Raw genomic sequence first — 18,108 nt, 5'->3', positions numbered from 1 at the left:
GTTACCGTGGGTTCCGCAGCCCTGGGCGATGGCGGCTCAGCCGATCTCCGGCGCGCCGATGTCTCCGGCCGCCGTCGCCGCGACCTCCGGGGTCCCCGCGACGTCCGCCGTCTCCGCGTCGCCCGCCGTCGGCTCGGCGCCCGTGGCCACCGACCCGCTGGACCCGTCCGGCGGACGCCGGATCGCCCCGGTGCAGCCGGCGCCGAAGCGGCGCGACTGGATCTCGATCGTCGGCGCCCTGGTGCTCACCCTGGTCGCCGGCACCGCCGGGTTCTTCCTGGGCGCAGGACGCGAGAAGGAGGCCGCGACGCCCGCGCCGTCGGCCAGTCCGTCGCTGCCGCCCTACGAGGCCACGCAGCTCGCCATCAACAAGGCCAAGTTCGAGGGGGAGCTGGCCCCGCTGGTCGAGCCCTGGCTGACCCGGATCGGCGGCTGCACCGTCTACGGCCAGCCGGGCGCCCCGAAGCTGCCGACGGACGAGAAGGGGCACGTGTTCTGCCACTACGGCGGCGCGTGGCTGCACTTCACGCTCTACCCGGGACAGAAGCAGAAGGACACCGCGCGGGCGTACCGCCAACAGCTCAACCTCGCCGGCGGCTCGCTGGCGCCGGGGCTGCGCGAGGCCGGCGCCATGAAGGGCGGCGTAACCGGCAAGCCCGGCAGCTACGTCGAGTACGCCTTCGAGGGCGAGGACGGCCGGGCGATCTGCGGCGTCTGGTGGGACCCCGACGACATGCAGGGCGCCTTCTACATCGAGACGCTCTGCAAGGACGGTGTGGACGGCGACTGGGACGCCCTGCGCGACCTGTGGCAGCGCGGCAGCTGACGGCCGCGGCCCGTCATGCCGTGCTGATCCGGGCGACCGGTTCGACCCCGCCGGTGACCTGTTCGACCCGGTAGGCGGCGAGCGCCTGCCGCCAGGCGTCCACCTCGTCGCCGACGACGTGCGAGCGGATCAGCCAGACGCGCGCCCCGTCGCCGCGCTCGGCCGCCAGCTCGACCGCGTGGCGGAGACTGACCCGCACGGCAGTGGTGTCGTGGCCGGGCACCACCACGACGTCGGGCCGGTCGGGCATGTCGACCCACCAGCCCACCGTGTTCCCGTGCGGCACGACCAGTTTCAGCCGCTCGTGCCGCGAGTAGAACGCGAACCCGTACCAGGCCGCGTTGTTCATGACCACGACGTCGTTCGGGAGGCGGTGCCGGGCCACGTACTCGGTCGCCGAGCGCACGTCGGTGACGGCGATCGCCGTGTAGTAGAGGCCCGGCTCGTTCCCGTCGAACCGGTACCAGCGGCTGTTGCCGGCCGCGTACCCCCCGAGCAGGACCGTGCAGACGGCCGCGGCCAGGACCGCGGGCCGCACCTGGGAGAGGCGGCGGCAGGCCAGGTCGGCCGCGCGGCTCGCCGACCCGGCGACCCCGAGACCGGCCACCGCGGCGGCCGTGACGAGCAGGAAGTGCGAGGTACGCAGCTCCAGCAGCGGATAGACCTTCGCGAGGCCGACGATCGTCGCGACCACGGGCAGGAGCATCACGGCGACAGCGGTGCCGGGCCGGCCGTGCCTGCGGAGCGTCAGCGTGCCGGCCACGAGCAGGGCGACCACCACCAGCCCGGGCGCGCCGACCACCGGCATCAGCGTGTCGATCTGCCGTGCCAGGTAGCCGGGCAGTTCGGTCACCCCGGGGAAGTTGCCGGCCCAGAACTGCTGCATGGGCACGTTCCGGCCCTGCATCGAGATGCCGAAGTAGACGCCGGTGAGGACCAGCCCGGCGTTGAGCCCGGTCACTGTCACCTCGACCAGACGTAGCCACTGCCGCCGGACCGCCGTGACCAGCAGCAGCCCGCCGAACGCGCACGGCGCCACGATCGCGGTGACGTGGCTGACCAGCATGCCCGCGGCGACCGCGGCGGTGAGCACGTTGAGCCGCCGGCGCGACCACCGTTGCTCGACCCAGGCGACCAGGGCGAGCACGCCCACGGCCACGGCGGCGTCGGCGGTGTACTGCTTGAGGTCGTGGCGCACCTGCTGGGCGGGGAGCAGCAGGACCGCCGCCGCGCAGGCCGCGCCGGCCACCACGCCCCGGCCGGGCGTCGACCACCGCAGCGACCGGCCGAGACCGTACGCCGCCACGACCGCGAGCCCGTGGAACGCCAGGGTGACCAGCCGCAGGTCGTCCGCGTCCGGCACCAGCCGCAGCAGGAAGCTCCAGCCGAGCGGGCTGGACGACGTGGTGACCGGCAGATCGCCCAGCGGGAAGCGGACGGACAGGGCGACCCACGCCTCGTCGAGCCAGTACGGCGCGCTGAGCATGGTCTTGACGTCGTGCAGGATCGGCAGCAGGCACAGCAGCGCGAGGACGGCGGTGCTGTCCCACAGGATCGGGCGGGGCCCCGGCGGTCGGGCCGCCGCCCCGCCGGATCTGTCCACATCGGCTGGTTCCACCCGTGCAACCACGCAGATCCCTATCCCCGCCTGCCGACCGGCCGTCACCCTAACCCACCACTCAGGTGCGTCGACAGGCCCGGACCTGCGGGCCCGCGTTCCCGGCCCAGGGCTGGTGCCGATCGGCCACTGCTGATCCGTACGATCGTGCGGTGCGTGTGATGGCTGACCGGATCATGGGCGTGGAGCGCAGGGCGCGTCTCCTCGGCCTTGGCCTTGTCGTTCTGGCGGCCGGGTTCCTGGTGACGGGCAGGTGGCAGCTGGCGCTCGGGGTCGGCGTCGGCGCCCTGCTCGGCTGGGTGCTGACCGAACCGGTCCGGATCACCTGGGCCGTCTTCGTCATCGCCTTCGCCGTTCCGGTGACCATCGACGTCGGCTATCCGACGAATCCGTCGTACACGCTGCTGCTGGTGCTGTTCCTCCTCGCCGCGTGGGGGCGGGTGCTGCGCGCCGAACGCGACGGGTGGCCGCCGAAGGCGCTCGCGGCGGCGCTCCTGCTTCCGGCGTGCGCGGTGCTCGCGGGACTCGTCCACTGGCACGGGGTGAAGCCGATCGCGGTCGGCGTCGCGCCTCTGCTGTGCTTCGGCGTGCTGGCCTGGCATTTGGCGGAGGAGGCACGGCACGACCGGCGGACCGTCCGGCGGATCGCGGAGGCCCTCACCTGGTTCAGCGTCGCCGTGGCAGTGTTCGCCAAGTACCAGACCGCTTCCCGGAGCTGGCCGATCTTCGACCAGTTCGCGTACGACTGGACCTACACCTCGGCGTTCGACGCGACCCGGGCGGTGGGACTGTCCGGGCACCCCATCATCTATGGCACGTTCGCCATGGCGATGGTGCTCGTCGCGCTGACCCTCCGGGGCCGGTTCTGGTACGTGCCGGTCACCGCCAACTTCGTCGGCCTGGTGCTCTCCGGCACCCGCAGCGCCTGGGTGGGCACGGTTCTCGCGCTCGGGTTCTGGCTGTTCCTCCAGTGGCGGAAGGTCAGCTGGCGCGGCCTGGGCACCGCCGCCGCGATCGCTGTGGTCACCTGGGCGTTCGTGGCGGTCAGCCCCCCGGCCCTGCGGCCCGACACCACCGCACCCGCCCCGGGTCCGGCCGCTCCGGCGGCGAGTTCGGCGGCGCCGACTCCCGAGTCGCCCGCCGCCACGCCGAGCCCGGCCACGCCGAGCCCGGCCGCTCCGGCGGCGCCGGCGGCGAGTTCCCTGCCGCCGGAGCCCAGCCCGCCGGCCCCGGCCGCGCCCACCGCCAGTGCCGTGGACTCCGTCGACGTGGCGGGATCACGGATCTCCGACCCGGCCAGCGCCGACGCCCGCTTCACCCGCATGAGCGTGGTCTGGGACGGCATCACCCGCGACTGGTCCACGGTCGTCTTCGGCAACGGGCCGGAGGCCAACGTGCGCTTCCTGGAGAACGTCGGCATCGGCGACGGTCAGGCCCAGGTCTTCGACAACACCTACCTGACGTTCTGGTACAACTTCGGCCTGATCGGACTGGCCTGCCTGCTGGCGCTCCTGGTGCTGCTGTACCGGCGCCTCCGGTCGCTGCCGGCCCGCCTCCTGCTGGTCGGGTTCGCGGCCCAGATCTTCTTCTTCGACGTGTGGCTGTGGCTGGGCGCCGTGGCCGTGCTGCTCCTGGCGGTCGCGCTCGGCGCCGCCGACAACCCCTCCCTGGCGGCGCGGGCGCTACCGGTGCCCCGTCGCCGGCAACCGGGCACGGAAGCCGCCGCACCGGCCAGCGCGGGCCCGCGTTAACCAGTGGCCGGCGCGGCAGCCGGATCCGGGTCGGCGTCCGCAGTGCGCCCGGGCACCGCAGGCGCGTCGGGACCGTCCTGGCCCGGCGGATCGTCCGGCGGCTCGCGCAGCGCGGGCGGGGTCCAGTCCTTGAGCTGCAGCGCCGGCCTCTCGACCAGATGCCAGGAGAGCACCGCCAGCCCGAGGCTGAGCACGGCGCTGACCAGGAAGAACCCGGCCACGCCCAGAGCCGGCAGGCCGATCTTGGCGAGCACCTGCTGCGCCACGAACGAGTAGATGTAGACCCCGTACGAGTAGTCGTTGTCGCGGCCGACGCGGTGCAGCATGCGCGGCAGCCGCACGGCGAGCCAGAGGACGGCGTACGCGTAGGCGAGCAGTCCCGGTGCGAAGAACGCCCCGTCGACGGCGTACACCCCCGGGCCGACGAAGTCGCCCCGCGCGGCGAGCCAGCCGACCGTCCCGAGCGCGAGCACGCCGAGCAGGTCGTTGATCGGCAGCCGGTCGCGGTACAGCTCGGCGGCCCCGCCGGCCAGGAACATGAACCCGTACCAGAGCAGGTAGGTCTTCTCCAGCGCGCCGAGCATCGGCAGCGGACCGACCGCGCCGCTGGTCCAGAGCGCCGCCCCGGGCTGGAGGTGGTTCCAGCAGAGGACGCCGAACACCGCCACCACGGCGAGCAGCGTGACCCAGCGGAGCTGCCGGCGCAGGACGGTGAGCGCGGCCAGGACGGCCACCGCCAGATAGCAGTAGATCTCGTAGGCGAGGGTCCACAACGACCCGTTGACGGTGTTCCCGCCCTGCCAGTGCCAGTACGGCGTGTCACCGCGCAGCAGGTCGGCGATGCCGAACTGCCGCAGCCCGCCCCACCAGTTCTGCCGCAGGTAGTCGAGCACCCCGCCCGGGCTGCGCCACAGCCCGTCGAGCGAGCCGTGCCGGTCGAGGTACAGCAGGGGCGCGACGACCAAGCCGGTGAACAGCAGGCAGACCCACAGTCCGGGCCAGATCCGCAGCGCCCGGTGCCACAGGAAACGCGGCACCGAGTGGCGCCGCGCCGAGCCGACGACGAGGAAACCGGAGATCGCGAAGAAGCCCGCCACCGCCAGGGCGCCCAGGTCGACCCGGTGCAGCAGCGGACGCCCGAACCCGAGGGCGGCGGTGTGGGACAGCACCACCGCCAGCGCGAAGGCGAGCCGCAGCGCGCCGAAACCGTTGGCCCGCCCGTGGTACGCCGTCGCCAGCGACTGCGACACGAGCGCACGCCGGACGGCGGTGCTCAGGAGGGGAGACACGCTGACCGACCGGATCAGCCGGCCGTCGGCGGGCGGGGCGCGGGCACCCGTGAACCGATCAGCCCGGCCGCCCGGTGGTGCCGGCGGGCAGCAGGCGGCAGGCCGACCAGGAACTCGGGGAACATGCCGAAGAAGATCCGGGCGCTGCGCAACTCCAGCGTGTGCGCCGGCGACCACCGCACCGAGTTCGTCGCCCGCGCCCAGTGGTGGGTCCACCGCACGTCACCGAGCAGAGCGACCGGGAAACCGCGCTGCCAAGCCCGCAGGCCCAGCTCGTGGTCCTCGTAGTAGAGGAAGAAGCGCTCGTTCCACCCGCCCAGCTCGACGAAGTCCCCGGTGCGTCCGGCGACCGCCGCCCCCATCAGCCAGGCGACGTAGCGGACCTCGCCCGGCTCCGCCACCATCCGGTACGACTCGTGCAGGCGGGACAGCGGCCACAGCTTCCGGTTACCGAGTTTCGCGGTGGCGTACGGGAAGCCACGCCCGTTGGGCTGCGGGGTCCCGTCGGTTGAGAGCAGTTGGGGCGCCACCAGTCCGCCGTGCGCGTCCAGGTGCCGCGCGAGCACGTCCAGCCCGTCCGGGCGGACCTCCAGGTCCGGGTTCGCGAAGAGGAGGTATCTGCCGCCGGCCTCGTGCAGCGCGACGTTGTTGGCCCGGGAGAAGCCCACGTTCTCCGGTAGCCGGACGACCCGGGCGCCCAGCTCCCGGGCCACCGCCGCCGAGTCGTCGGACGACGCGTTGTCCACCACGATCCACTCGTACGGCTTCTCGCCGCGCCAGCAGCGGCGCAGCGTGTCCGCCGAGTTGTAGGTGACAGTCACGACACTCCACGGGTGTCCCGTCATCACGCTCTCCGAACTGTCAGATAGCTGAGCAGGGTCGCAAAGCCGAACCGCTTGCCGGTCCACTGCCGGCGGGCAGCCGGCCCTTGGCGCAGGCCGTGTCCCACGCCGCGCAGGAACGGCCGCAGCAGGCCCTGGCGGACCCGCCGGGCGGCGAGCGCGACGTGCGCCAACGCGAGGACCGGCAGCGCGACGAGCAGCAGCGGCCAGGTGAGCGTGCGCGCCGCGACCAGGAGCCGGTTGCGGGCGAGGAGGAAGGCCCGGAATCCCTGCAGCCGGTCGTCGCCGTCGACGCTGTGCCCACCGGCGTGCGGGAGCATCAGATCCAGCGGGCGGGTGGGCGTACCCGAGGCGTAGAGCCGCAGGGCGAGGTCGGCATCCTCACCCCAGGCGAACAGATGCTCGTAGAACCCGCCGAACCTGCGGTACAGGTCGGTGGGAAAGACCGCCGCGCCGCCGGACGGGCCCAGTGGCGCCCGTGCGGTCGCTGCGGACCGGTCGATGAACAGCGAGACCGGGTTCAGGTCGATGCCCACGTACTCGCCGCCGTGCATGGCCAGGCCGACCGCGACCGGGGTGCCGGGGTCCTCCGCGACGGCGGCGCAGATGCGGGCCAGCGCGCCGTCGGGCAGCCAGACGTCCGGGTTCAGCAGCAGCACATGGCCGGTGGTGGTGGCCGCGACGGCCCGGTTGCAGCCGGCCGCGAAGCCCGGGTTGGACGAGTCGGGAAGGTACCGGTACCGGTCGTGGTCGAGGCAACTGGCGATGATCTCCGCGCAGCCGTCCTCGGGCCAGTTGTCGGCGAAGACGAACCGCACCGGCAGCCCTTCGGCGCTGCGTACCCAGGTGGGCAGCGTCTCGGCGAGCATGCCGGCGGACCGGTAGAGCACCGTGACGACAGTCAGTTCCACGGCACCACTTCCCGGTGTCGGCCGCTCGGGGGACGCCGGACCGTCCCCTGCCGACGGAATCGCGGTCACCGCAGCGACCGGTACAGACTTTGCCAGCGCGTCACGCACCGGTCGAAGGCGTACTCCTGGGCGTACCACTCGGCCACGGCCTGCCGCTCCTCGGCCGGCCCGGCGTGGGCCAGCGCCCGGCGGACCGCGCCGGCCAGCGCGGCGGGGGTGGGGTCGGCCCGGACGGCGAGCGTGCCGGTGGCGTACCGGGTGACCTCGGCCAGCCCGCCGGCCCCGGTGTGCACCACCGGTACGCCCAGGGACAGCGCCTCCAGCGCGCTGAGCCCGAACGACTCGACCCGGGACGGCACCAGGAGGCAGTCGACGCGCCGGAGAAAGTCCGCCGCGGTGACCCGGCCGACGAGTTCCAGGTTCGGCCGGGCCGCGATCGGCAGGGAGCCCGCCCCGGCGACCCGGACGTCCATCTCCGGCAGGTGCGCGGCGGTCTCGGCCAGCAGGTCCGCGCCCTTCTCCCGCTCCAGCCGGCCCAGGTAGCCGACCACGGGCCGCCGGCCGGACGCCGGCGCGTCGGCGGGCTTCGGGGCCGGCCAGTCGGCCGGAAGCGGGTTGGGGATCAGGTGCACGTTCCGGACGCGGCCCCGCTCGCGCAGCTCGGTGGCCTCGAACTCGGACACCGCGACCGTCGCGTGCGGCCGGAGGCGACGCATCGCCAGGTCCAGCGTGATGTTGGACTGGATGGCGGCCCTCTGCTGCCACGACCCGGCGGTGTCCCGGTACTGCCAGAGGCTGTTGTGCAGGGTGACCACGAGCGGGGTGCGATCCAGGCTGAGCGCGGCCCGCGCGTGCATCGCGGCGGAGAGCAGGTGGGCGCAGACCACGTCCGGCTTCATCTCGCGGACGAGACGGCGGATCTCCCGCGCGTAGCCGAGGTCGATCCGGCTTGTCGCGCCGAGCCCGACCCACGGCACCCCGGCCTCGCGCAGCGACCTGCCCACCTCGTCGTCCGAGGTGGCGGCCACCACGTCGACGCCGGTGCGGGCGTGCGCCGGCACCAGCTCGGCGAGCATCCGTTCCGCGCCGCCCAGCTGCCGCCGCCCGGAGCCACCGGTCGTGCAGACGAAGAGCACCCTCACGACGCACGCAGTCCCGCGACAGCCCCGCGCGCTATCGCCCGGCGCACGGAGTCACGGCCCACCGCCGCCCGCAGCAGGATGCCGCAGACGTACGCGGTGGCCGCCACGCGACCACGGCGGCCGCCCAGGTCCCGGCTGGCCCGGATGAACTCCCGGGTACGCCGCTCGGAGATCTCCTCCGCCGACCAGCGGCGTTTGGCCGTCGCGTCGTCCTCGTGCATGATCACGGCGTCCGCCACGTACGCCAGCCGTTTGCCCTGCCGGCGCACCGCCCAGCACAGCCGCATGTCCTCGGAGTAGAAGAACGACGTCTCGTCGACTCCACCGATGGCGTCGAAGGTGCTGCGCCGCAGCGCGACGAACGGCCCGGTCAGCCAGTCCGCCTGCTCGGGGGGCGCGACGATCCGCAGGCGCGGCACGACGAGGCTCAGCCCGGTGGCGTGGCCCAGCCCGACCCCCATGGTCAGGAACCGGCCGCCCTCGGTCTGCGGCACGCCCTCCGGCGTCACCACAGCGGGGAAGGCGGCGCCCACCACCGGGTCCTCCAGGGCCGTCAGCAGCCGGGCCACCGCGTCACCGTGCACGACGATGTCGTTGTTGGAGAGGATGACGTTCGCCCGGCTGGTGTGCCGTACGCCGAGGTTCATGCCGCGGGCGTACCCCAGGTTCGAGCCGGACTGGACGTAGGTGACGCCCTGCTGGGCGCAGAACTCGCTCAGCGCCTCGCGGATCTCCGCCGAGCTGCCGTTGTCCACCACGACGATCTCGGCCTCGGCGGGCAGTGACAGGACGCAGGCGCGGGTGCGGTGGAAGTCCTCCCAGGCGAGAACCACGATCGAGACGTCCATCTCATACCATCCCAGGATTCGGCGGCTGCGCTCGGCGCAGGCTCGCTCTCGACGCGAACGCGTGTACGGCGTAGGCGAGCGAGGAGGCGATCGCCGCCCCGACCACACCGGCCCACGGGATGACGCCGAGGTATGCCGGAATCGCGACCGCCGACGTGACCACGGCGACCACGGTGGTCGCCTTCTCGCCCCGCCGCTTCAGCAGCAGGGCGCTCCAGCTCTTCCCGGCCGCCGTGGCCAGCGAGCCCGGCAGGAGCAGCAGCCCGAGGAGCCAGGCGTGCCGGTACTCCGGCGCCAGGAAGCCCAGCACGCCGAGCCCGGCGATCGCGGCCAGGGCGATCGGCAGGGCCGCCGTCACCACCGACCGCGTCGGGTCCGGCCCGTTCCCGCCGTCCCGGTCGGCCAGGATGCGCTGCGCCCGCACCACGGCGCCGGCCTGCGCGAACTCCAGGGCCGCGACCGCCAGCGCGTAGACGCCGAGCGGACCGGCCCCGGCGAACCGGGCCACCAGGATCTGGTTGAACCGCAGCGTCATCATCTGCGCGAAGATGCCCAGGTGCAGGCTCCCGGCCGCGAGCAGGTCGGCCCGGTAGTCCGAACCGGTCGAGGTGGGCGCCGGGGCCGCGCCGGCCCGCCGCAGCCGCACCAGGACCAGGGCGCACACGGCGAAGGCGCTGAGCCACTGCACCGCGAGCCACACCATGCTCCACAGGCCGCCGTCGAGCCGGCCGGCGGCGTAGAGGGCGGCGTAACCGGCGACCAGGACCGCGCCGCTCGCCGCGCGCATCGCGTAGACCAGCCGGAAGCTGCGCTGCCGCAGGGCGAGCGACGAAACCGTGTTGAACACGGTCAGACCCACCCCGGACCCGACCCCGACCAGATAGGCGCCGACGCCCGCCGCCGCGGTGAGCAGCGCGGCCGCGACACCGGAGAGGAGTACGGCGACGCCGAGGATCGCGATCACGTACGCCCGTCCCCGGGACTGCACCCAGCCGGCCGGGCGCGAGATGAGGAACGTGTCGAGCGACAGCCCGCCGACGGCCGCGCCGAGCGTGGCGCTCACCATGTTCGCCGACAGCTCGCCGCGCTCCGCCGCGGGCAGCGCCACCGACATGACCGCCGCCAGGCCGGTCAGGCCCAGCGCGCCGAGATAGAGGCGCTCGGGCGCGACGAGCCGCCGCAGCAGACCGGCCGCCCGGCGCCCGGACGGTGGTGTCGTGCCGGGTTCCGACGAGGACTGCGCAGCGTCGACCAGCGAACGGCCTGTCACTCGTCTCCCCCAAACGATGCGGCACAGGTGTGGTACGGCGAGTACCACGTCGCTGGCATTTTCTACCCGAATGACCGGTCAGCTGCAATCAGCCTTCGGGCTCCACCTGGCCGGGTCGGGACCGGCCACGAACGACAGGCAGCTGCGGTAGTCGGGCAGGAGCCCGGCCGTACGCGCGTGGGCCAGGCTGGGCGCGGCGGCGTCGCGGGCCGACAGCACCGGCGCCTCGGCCGGCCAGTCGATCGCCAGGTCCGGGTCGAGGGGATGCACCGTGTGCTCGGCGTCCGGGTTGTAGGTGGTGGAGCAGAGATAGCTCAGCGTGGCGTCGTCGGCGAGCGCGCAGAACCCGTGCCCCAGCCCTTCGGCCAGGTAGACGGCCCGCCGGTCGGTGTCGTCGAGGCGTACCGCCTCCCACCGGCCGTACGTCGGTGAGCCGACCCGCACGTCCACCACCACGTCCAGCACCGCCCCGCGTACGCAGGTCACGTACTTGGCCTGGCCGGGCGGTACGTCGGCGAAGTGGATGCCGCGCACCACGTCCCGCGCCGACACGGAGAGGTTGGCCTGCGCGAGCCGCAGCGGATGGCCGACCGCCTCGGCGAGCCGGTCGAAGCGGTACCACTCCAGGAACAGGCCCCGCGGGTCGCCGTGCTGGCGCGGGGTCACCTCCCAGGCGCCCTCGATGCTCAGCGGACGGATCTTCACGACGCGCTCCCCGAAGCGGACCGCTCGGCCAGCAGACCCAGCAGGTATTCACCGTAACCGCTGCGCGTCAGCGGGTGGGCCAGCATCCGCAGCCGCTCGTCGTCGATCAGCCCGGACCGCCAGGCGACCTCCTCGACGCAGCCGATCTTCATGCCCTGGCGTTCCTCGATCACCCGGACGAACTCGGCGGCCTGCATCATCGACGTGAACGTGCCCGTGTCCAGCCACGCGGTGCCCCGGTCGAGCACCGTCACTGTCAGCTCGCCCCACACCCGGTACGTCTCGTTGATGGCGGTGATCTCCAGCTCGCCCCGGGCGCTCGGGGTCAGCTTGCGGGCGATGTCGACCACCCGGTTGTCGTAGAAGTAGAGGCCCGGCACCGCGTACCGGGACCGGGGATGCTCCGGCTTCTCCTCGATCGACAGCACCCGGCCGGCGTCGTCGAACTCCACCACGCCGTAGTCCTGCGGGTTCGCGACCGGGTACGCGAAGACCCGCCCACCGGCCGGTTCGCCGTGCTGGGCGAGCTGCCGGCCGAGCCCGACGCCGTGGAAGATGTTGTCGCCGAGGACCAGCGCCACCGACTCGTCGCCGATGAAGTCGGCGCCGAGCAGGAACGCCTGCGCGATGCCCTCCGGCCGGGGCTGCTCGGCGTACGCCAGGCGCAGCCCCCACTGGCTGCCGTCGCCGAGCAGCCGCTCGAACTGGGCCCGGTCGTCCGGCGTGGTCACCACCAGGATCTCCCGTACCCCGGCCATCACCAGAGTGGAGAGCGGGTAGTAGACCATCGGCTTGTCGAACACCGGCATCAGTTGCTTGGAGACGGCCCGGGTGATCGGCCAGAGCCGGGATCCGGTGCCGCCGGCGAGAAGGATTCCACGCACCCGCGGAGACTACCCGCGGGGCCACCGCCCCCGTGGCCCGTCGACGTCCCGCCCGGCCTGCCGGTACGGCGTAGACTCCACGACCCGTGAGGATCCTCGTCACCGGCGGTGCCGGCTTCATCGGGTCGGAGTACGTGCGGATGCTGCTGGGCGTCCCCGGCGGCGACGCGGCCGGGGTGCCGGTCGAGGGCCCCGACGCGCTCACCGTGCTGGACAAGCTGACCTACTCCGGCAACCTGGCGAACCTGGCCCCGGTACGCGACGACCCTCGGCTGCGCTTCGTCCGTGGCGACATCTGCGATCCGGCGCTGGTCGACGAGGTGGTGCCCGGGCACGACGTGATCGTCCACTTCGCGGCCGAGTCGCACGTGGACCGCTCGATCACCGGCGCCGCTCCGTTCGTCACCACGAACGTGCTCGGCACCCAGACACTGCTGGACGCCGCGCTGCGGCACGGCGTGCGCCGGTTCGTGCATGTCTCCACCGACGAGGTGTACGGCTCGATCGACTCCGGCTCGTGGACGGAGAGCTGGCCGCTGGCACCGAACTCGCCGTACTCCGCCTCGAAGGCGGGGTCGGACCTGCTGGCGCTGTCCTACCACCGCACCCACGGCCTGGACGTCGTGGTGACGCGCTGCTCCAACAACTACGGGCCGTACCAGTTCCCGGAGAAGGTCGTCCCGCTGTTCGTGACCAACCTGCTCGACGGCGGCACCGTGCCGCTCTACGGCGACGGCGGCAACGTCCGGGACTGGCTGCACGTGCACGACCACTGCCGGGGTGTGGCGATGGTGCAGGAGAAGGGGCGGGCCGGCGAGGTCTACCACATCGGCGGCGGCACCGAGCTGACCAACCGGCAGCTCACCGAGCGGCTCCTGGCGGCGTGCGGGGCCGGCTGGGACCGGGTCGTACCGGTCACCGACCGCAAGGGCCACGACCGCCGCTACTCGCTGGACATCAGCAGGATCAGCAACGAGCTGGGGTACGCCCCGAGCATCGACCTCGACCGGGGCCTGGCCGAGACGGTGCGCTGGTACCGGGACAACCGGGCCTGGTGGGAGCCGCTGAAGACGGCCGGCCACTGATGACCCGCGTGCTCGTCACCGGCGCGGGCGGGATGCTCGGGCGGGACCTGCTCGCCGTGCTGCGGACCCGGCCGGACCTGTCGGTCACCGCCGCCGCCCGCGCCGACCTCGACGTCACCGACACCCACGCGGTCCGGGACGCGGTCGGCGGGCACGACGTCGTGCTCAACGCCGCCGCGTGGACCGATGTGGACGGCGCGGAGACGCGCGAGCGGGACGCCACAGCCGTCAACGGCGACGCGGTGGCCGCCCTGGCCCACGCCTGTGCCGGGTCCGGTGCGCGTCTCGTGCACGTCTCCACCGACTACGTGTTCGCGGGCGACGCCACCGAGCCGTACCCGGAGGACGCCCCGACCGACCCGGTCAACGCGTACGGGCGCGGCAAGCTCGCCGGGGAACTGGCGGTGGCGCGGCTGCTGCCCGAGACCGGGTACGTCGTGCGTACCGCCTGGCTCTACGCCACCCACGGGCGCAACTTCGTCACCACCGTGCTGCGGCTGGCAGCCGAACGCGACCGGCTCGACGTGGTGGACGACCAGCACGGGCAGCCCACCTGGTCGTACCGGCTCGCGGAGCGTCTCGTGGCGCTCGCCGACGCGGCGCTGGCCGGCGACGCGGCGCCCGGGACGTACCACGGCACCGCCGCCGGCGAGACGACCTGGTACGGCCTGGCCCGCGCCGTCCTCGCCCTGCGTGGCCTCGACCCGGACCGGGTCCGGCCGACCACGAGCGACCGCTTCCCGCGCCCGGCGCCGCGCCCCCGCTACAGCGTGCTGGCGCACGGCCGGTGGGCGGCGGCGAAGCTGCCGCCGCCGGGGGACTGGTACGCGGACCTGGCCGAGGCGCTCAGCGCCCCCCGCCCCGGAACACCTCGGTGACGGTACGCAGCACGATCTTGATGTCGAGCCAGAGCGACCAGTTCTCGACGTAGTAGTTGTCGAACCGGGCCCGGTCCGAGATCGGCGTGTCCCCGCGCAGGCCGCTGACCTGCGCCAGCCCGGTGAGCCCGACCGGCACGCGGTGACGCATCGCGTATCTGGGGTATTCGACGGAGAACTTCTCCACGAAGTACGGCCGCTCCGGCCGGGGCCCCACCACGCTCATCTCGCCGCGCAGGATGTTCCACAGCTGCGGCAGCTCGTCCAGCGAGGTGCGCCGCATGAACCGCCCGATCGGACCGACCCGCTCGTCGTGCGCGATGGACCAGGTGGTCTGCGACTCGTGCTCGTCGGCCGGGCGCATGGACCGGAACTTGATCACGTGGAACGGCTTGCCGTACCGGCCGATTCGCTCCTGGCGGAAGAACACGCCCCGGCCGCCGTCGAGCAGCGTGGCGACGGCGCAGAGCAGCAGCAGCGGGCTCAGCAGCACCAGGGCGGTCACCGCGAACACCACGTCGGAGGCGCGCTTGAGCCGCCACCTGGGCCCGGTCAGCGTGGTGTCGCCGATCTTGATGATCGGGATGGCGCCGATGTGGTCGGGGTAGCCGCCCTGCGACCGCGACCCCCACAGGCGGGGCACCGCCCACAGGTCACAGCGGGAACTGGCCGGACGCAGCAGCGCCTCCATCAGGTCGGCCTCGGAGCAGTCCGGGTCGGCGATGACCAGGACCTCGCACTCCAGCATGTCGGCGAGCTTCTCCAGGTCGTCGATCGTGCCGATGAGCGGCAACGCGCCGATCCGCGGCCGTGACGGGGCGTCGACAGCGCCGACGAACCGCAGCCCGTACTGCGGGTATCGGCGCAGCAGCCGGGCCAGTTCACCGCCGATCGGGCCGCCGCCGATCACTATCGCGTTGTGCTCCACCCACCGCCGCTTGCGGGCCAGCAGGATGAGCCGGCTGTTCAGCGCCCGCCCGACGATCACCAGGCCGGCGGAGAGCGCGACGCCGCGCATGAACCCGCTGACGTGCGGCACCGAGTCGTGCCGCAGCGCCGCGATGATGGCACCCACCGCGCCGGAGGCCAGCAGCCGGCCGCCGAGGCTCGGCAGCTCGTCCAGGATGCTGATGTGCCGGCGCGGCCGGTAGAGCCCGCCCGCGGCGAACAGGCCGACCGTGAGCGCGGCGTTGAACAACGTGCCGCGCCAGTAGTCCTGCGTCAGCAGCAGCGGCGCGAGCAGCGCCGCGACGTCGATGGGCGCGGTCACCATCCAGGCCCGCAACCGGCGGGTACGCGTCGACGCCCGCGAACCCGCGTACGGCAGCACTGTCGTCGTGTCCAGGCCGCCGTCCATCGGCGCGTTCATGGCCACACCGGACGGTGGCGCGGACGGATGCTCGAACGCCGGCAGGCGTGGCATGGTCGATCCTTCCCCGTGGCGCCCCCGGCCCGGATGCAGAGACCGACGGCGATCGCAGGATACGAGCGGCCCCGCCCCGCCGCCAGCACCGGCATGACAGATCGACGTCCTACTTTCCGCTGATGGCGAGGATCTCGGGGACCGAGTCGCGGCGCACCGCGTCGAACAGCGTCTTGGAACGCGCCGGATCGGGGAACACGACGCTCTCACTGCCGACCCGGCCGGTGCCCTTCACCGGGCAGGTGAAGAACGTCAGGTTGCCACCGCGCAGGCCACGCATCTCCATCGCGAGATCCACCAGCGACAGTGACTTGTCGACGGCCACCGAGTCCGACGTGGCGCGGACGAACGAGTTCAGCTTGGCCGGGTTGGTCAGCACGCCGCCCGAGGCCGCCTTGTCCAGAATGGCCTTGATCACCTGCTGCTGGTGCCGGATCCGCGCGAAGTCGCCGTCGGGGAAGGCGTGCCGCTCCCGCGCGTAGTCCAGCGCGGCGGCCCCGTCCATGGTCTGCCGGCCCTTCTCGAAGGTCCGCGTGCCGATCAGCGAGTACTTCGTGGTGAAGCCTTTCTCCACGTCGATCTCGACCCCGCCGAGCGCGTCGATGATCTCCTTGAAGCCGGCGAAGTCGACCATCGCCACGTTGTCCACCCGTACGCCGCTGAACTTCTCCACCGTCTGCACCATCAGCGGCACGCCGCCCCAGGCGTACGCGGCATTGATCTTCGCGTCGCGACCGCCGCGGCCCTCCTTCGACTTGGGGACGGCCGTCCAGGTGTCCCGGGGGATCGAGATGAGCTGTGCGCTCGACCGGTCCTTCGGCAGGTGGGCCAGGATGATCGTGTCGCTGCGCGAGCCGCCGGTGCTCTCCGGATCGCGGGAGTCGCTGCCCAGGATCATGATGTTCATGGCGCCCTTGGCCTCGACCTGCGGCCGCGACTCCTCCGGTACGCCCTCGAAGGCGTCGACCCGCTCGATGGACTTGTCGACCGAGCGGTAGTAGAGGCCACCGGCAAGCGCGCCGCCACCGGTGAGCAGCACCACCACCAGCAGCACGATCAGGGCGATCCGCCGGCCCCGGCGGCGCCGGGGCGCCTTCTCCTCCACGGACCCGCCCGGCTCCACATGAGAGCCCTGCGTACGCGGGTCGGAATCGGTGAGCTGGTGGCGATCTGACATGCCGCGATGCTACTGATTCGCGTCGCACCGTGTGGACCCGCGCCCGGACGGTGACGCCCCCGACGGCGGCGCGGCGACGGAGCGGGGTGGCCGCTCCGGGCCTTGCCGCCGGGCCCCCGCCGGATCGATGATGGTGCGGAAGGCCAGGTCGACCGAGGAGTCGAGATGCAGGTCATCCACCAACCGAGGGTGGCGTGGGACGCCGCCCGGGTCATCGGCGGCGCGATCCACGACGAGCACCTGTTCGGCTGGCTGCGCGGCGAACTCGGCGCCCTGATGGGCCCCGCCACGGCAGTGGCCCTCGACGAGACCCGTGAGCGGGTCCGCTGGGCCGGCGACGCCCGGCTGCCCGCCGAGACCGGCGTGTGGCGCGTCCGCCTGGAGGACTCGCTGCGGCAGCACCCCGACCTCGCCGTCGGGCTGGCCGGTGTCGTCTCCACCGCCCGCGGGCAGCGCCCGGTTTAGCTTTCGCTTAGCTCGCTTGTCCGGCGGCACACCGGTCCGGCAGCATCGACCGGCGTGACCGACGGCACCGCACCCCACCCGCCGGCCGCCGCCGACGCGCCCGGACCCGCCACGCCGGACGGTCGACGCCGCGCCGCCACACGCCGTCGCCGCCTGGCCGCCGCCGGTCTGGTCACCGTCGCCGCCGCGGTCGCGGTGACCCTCGCGGTACGCGGTGGCGCCGCCCCCGCCTGCGCCGCCCCACCGCGCGCTGCCGTGGCCGCCCTCGCCCTCGCGGCCGCCGCTATCCCGCCCGGTGCAGCCCTGCCGGTGGCTGCCGCCCCGCCCGGTGCCGCCCTCCTCGCGCCCGGCGCCGCACTGCCGGGGGCTGCCGCCCCGCCCGTCGGCGCCGCGACGCGCAGCGGCAAGGCGACCTTCTACGACTCCGAGGGTGCCGGCGGCAACTGCTCCCGGCCGGCCGCGCCCGCCGACCGGATGTACGTCGCTCTCGGCCCGGACGAGTACGCCTCCGGCGCCTCCTGCGGCGGCTTCCTCGACGTCACCGGCCCGCGCGGCACCGTCCGAGTCTTGGTGATGGACCAGTGCCCGGAGTGCGCGCCGGGTCACCTCGACCTCTCCGCCGAGGCGTTCGCCCGCATCGCCGATCCGGTGCAGGGGGTGGTGAAGGTCAGCTACCGCGCGGTGGTGAACCCGAGGCTGCCCGGTCCGCTCACCTTCCGGATGAAGGAGGGCTCGTCGCAGTGGTGGTTCGCCGTCCTGGTCGGTGACCACGGCAACCCGCTGCGCTCGGTCGAGGTGCGGCAGAACGGCTCGTGGCGCGCGGCGCAGCGGCAGGACTACAACTACTGGCTGATCGAGTCAGGGGCCGGTCCCGGCCCGTACGAGATCCGGGTCACCGACGTGTACGGCCACCGCGCGACCGCCACCGGCATCCGGATGCTCCCCGGCCAGGTGCAGCGCCTGTCTCTTATACACATCTGACGCGGCCGACGAA

General features: G+C 73.3%; 16 protein-coding genes. 5 read left to right on the top strand and 11 right to left on the bottom strand.

The window, feature by feature from the left end:
* On the top strand, nucleotides 1–826 hold an 826-nt coding region (locus tag EAD96_RS28915), incomplete at its 5' end, for a hypothetical protein (protein WP_233586216.1).
* Between the two features lie 13 nt (nucleotides 827–839).
* Here EAD96_RS28915 and EAD96_RS28910 read toward each other — a convergent pair.
* Nucleotides 840–2,444 (bottom strand): hypothetical protein, encoded by a 1,605-nt coding sequence (locus EAD96_RS28910; RefSeq protein ID WP_147457951.1) that lies wholly within the window; start codon nucleotides 2,442–2,444, stop codon nucleotides 840–842.
* Between the two features lie 161 nt (nucleotides 2,445–2,605).
* Between EAD96_RS28910 and EAD96_RS28905 the strand changes: the two genes are divergently transcribed.
* Nucleotides 2,606–4,195 (top strand): O-antigen ligase family protein, encoded by a 1,590-nt coding sequence (locus EAD96_RS28905; RefSeq protein WP_121686465.1) that lies wholly within the window; start codon nucleotides 2,606–2,608, stop codon nucleotides 4,193–4,195.
* On the opposite strand, the gene EAD96_RS28900 is transcribed toward EAD96_RS28905, so the two are convergent.
* The 8 genes from EAD96_RS28900 to rfbA all read right to left on the bottom strand — a co-directional run bounded on the left by EAD96_RS28900 (nucleotide 4,192) and on the right by rfbA (nucleotide 12,086).
* Nucleotides 4,192–5,484, bottom strand: coding sequence for an acyltransferase (locus EAD96_RS28900; RefSeq protein WP_158614827.1), 1,293 nt, complete (start codon nucleotides 5,482–5,484; stop codon nucleotides 4,192–4,194). The genes EAD96_RS28905 and EAD96_RS28900 overlap by 4 nt on opposite strands.
* A gap of 14 nt (nucleotides 5,485–5,498) precedes the next feature.
* The gene (locus EAD96_RS28895; RefSeq protein WP_120573943.1) at nucleotides 5,499–6,329 is read right to left on the bottom strand and encodes a glycosyltransferase family 2 protein; all 831 of its coding nucleotides are present in this window, start codon (nucleotides 6,327–6,329) and stop codon (nucleotides 5,499–5,501) included.
* Nucleotides 6,329–7,237, bottom strand: coding sequence for a glycosyltransferase family 2 protein (locus tag EAD96_RS28890; RefSeq protein ID WP_233586215.1), 909 nt, complete (start codon nucleotides 7,235–7,237; stop codon nucleotides 6,329–6,331). Before EAD96_RS28890 ends, EAD96_RS28895 begins: the two co-directional genes overlap by 1 nt.
* 65 nt (nucleotides 7,238–7,302) lie before the next feature.
* Nucleotides 7,303–8,379 (bottom strand): glycosyltransferase family 4 protein, encoded by a 1,077-nt coding sequence (locus tag EAD96_RS28885; RefSeq protein WP_120571399.1) that lies wholly within the window; start codon nucleotides 8,377–8,379, stop codon nucleotides 7,303–7,305.
* A complete protein-coding gene (locus EAD96_RS28880; RefSeq protein ID WP_120571398.1) occupies nucleotides 8,376–9,227 on the bottom strand; it encodes a glycosyltransferase in 852 nt (283 codons plus the stop codon). Before EAD96_RS28880 ends, EAD96_RS28885 begins: the two co-directional genes overlap by 4 nt.
* Before the next feature lies 1 nt (nucleotide 9,228).
* Nucleotides 9,229–10,497, bottom strand: a complete 1,269-nt coding sequence (locus tag EAD96_RS28875) for a hypothetical protein (RefSeq protein ID WP_233586214.1) — start codon at nucleotides 10,495–10,497, stop codon at nucleotides 9,229–9,231.
* Nucleotides 10,498–10,575: 78 nt separating this feature from the next.
* Nucleotides 10,576–11,202, bottom strand: coding sequence for a dTDP-4-dehydrorhamnose 3,5-epimerase (gene rfbC, locus EAD96_RS28870; protein ID WP_121686464.1), 627 nt, complete (start codon nucleotides 11,200–11,202; stop codon nucleotides 10,576–10,578).
* Nucleotides 11,199–12,086 (bottom strand): glucose-1-phosphate thymidylyltransferase RfbA, encoded by an 888-nt coding sequence (rfbA, locus tag EAD96_RS28865; protein ID WP_120571396.1) that lies wholly within the window; start codon nucleotides 12,084–12,086, stop codon nucleotides 11,199–11,201. Before rfbA ends, rfbC begins: the two co-directional genes overlap by 4 nt.
* An 86-nt stretch (nucleotides 12,087–12,172) precedes the next feature.
* Between rfbA and rfbB the strand changes: the two genes are divergently transcribed.
* Nucleotides 12,173–13,171: a dTDP-glucose 4,6-dehydratase gene (gene rfbB, locus EAD96_RS28860; RefSeq protein WP_121686463.1), complete on the top strand. Its 999-nt coding sequence runs from the start codon at nucleotides 12,173–12,175 to the stop codon at nucleotides 13,169–13,171.
* Complete coding sequence (rfbD, locus tag EAD96_RS28855; RefSeq protein WP_121686462.1) at nucleotides 13,171–14,049, top strand: dTDP-4-dehydrorhamnose reductase; 879 nt, start codon at nucleotides 13,171–13,173, stop codon at nucleotides 14,047–14,049. The genes rfbB and rfbD overlap by 1 nt, the downstream gene beginning before the upstream one ends.
* Here the strand turns inward: rfbD and EAD96_RS28850 are convergent.
* Nucleotides 14,018–15,472 (bottom strand): sugar transferase, encoded by a 1,455-nt coding sequence (locus EAD96_RS28850; RefSeq protein ID WP_121686461.1) that lies wholly within the window; start codon nucleotides 15,470–15,472, stop codon nucleotides 14,018–14,020. The two genes, rfbD and EAD96_RS28850, sit on opposite strands and share 32 nt — an antisense overlap.
* A 109-nt stretch (nucleotides 15,473–15,581) precedes the next feature.
* Entirely contained in the window at nucleotides 15,582–16,649 is a 1,068-nt protein-coding gene (locus EAD96_RS28845; protein WP_121686460.1) for an LCP family protein, read from the bottom strand.
* Nucleotides 16,650–16,814: 165 nt separating this feature from the next.
* On the opposite strand from EAD96_RS28845, the gene EAD96_RS28840 reads away from it, so the two are divergent.
* Nucleotides 16,815–17,114 carry a hypothetical protein gene (locus tag EAD96_RS28840; RefSeq protein WP_120571391.1) on the top strand — a complete coding sequence of 100 codons (300 nt, stop codon included), beginning with the start codon at nucleotides 16,815–16,817 and terminating at the stop codon, nucleotides 17,112–17,114.
* The last annotated feature ends 994 nt before the right edge of the window (nucleotides 17,115–18,108 follow it).

The organism is Micromonospora sp. BL1, from assembly GCF_003667485.1.
GTDB lineage: Bacteria > Actinomycetota > Actinomycetes > Mycobacteriales > Micromonosporaceae > Micromonospora > Micromonospora tulbaghiae.
The sequence above is the reverse complement of the archived record's forward strand: the minus strand, read 5'-3'. Positions and strand labels throughout refer to the sequence as shown.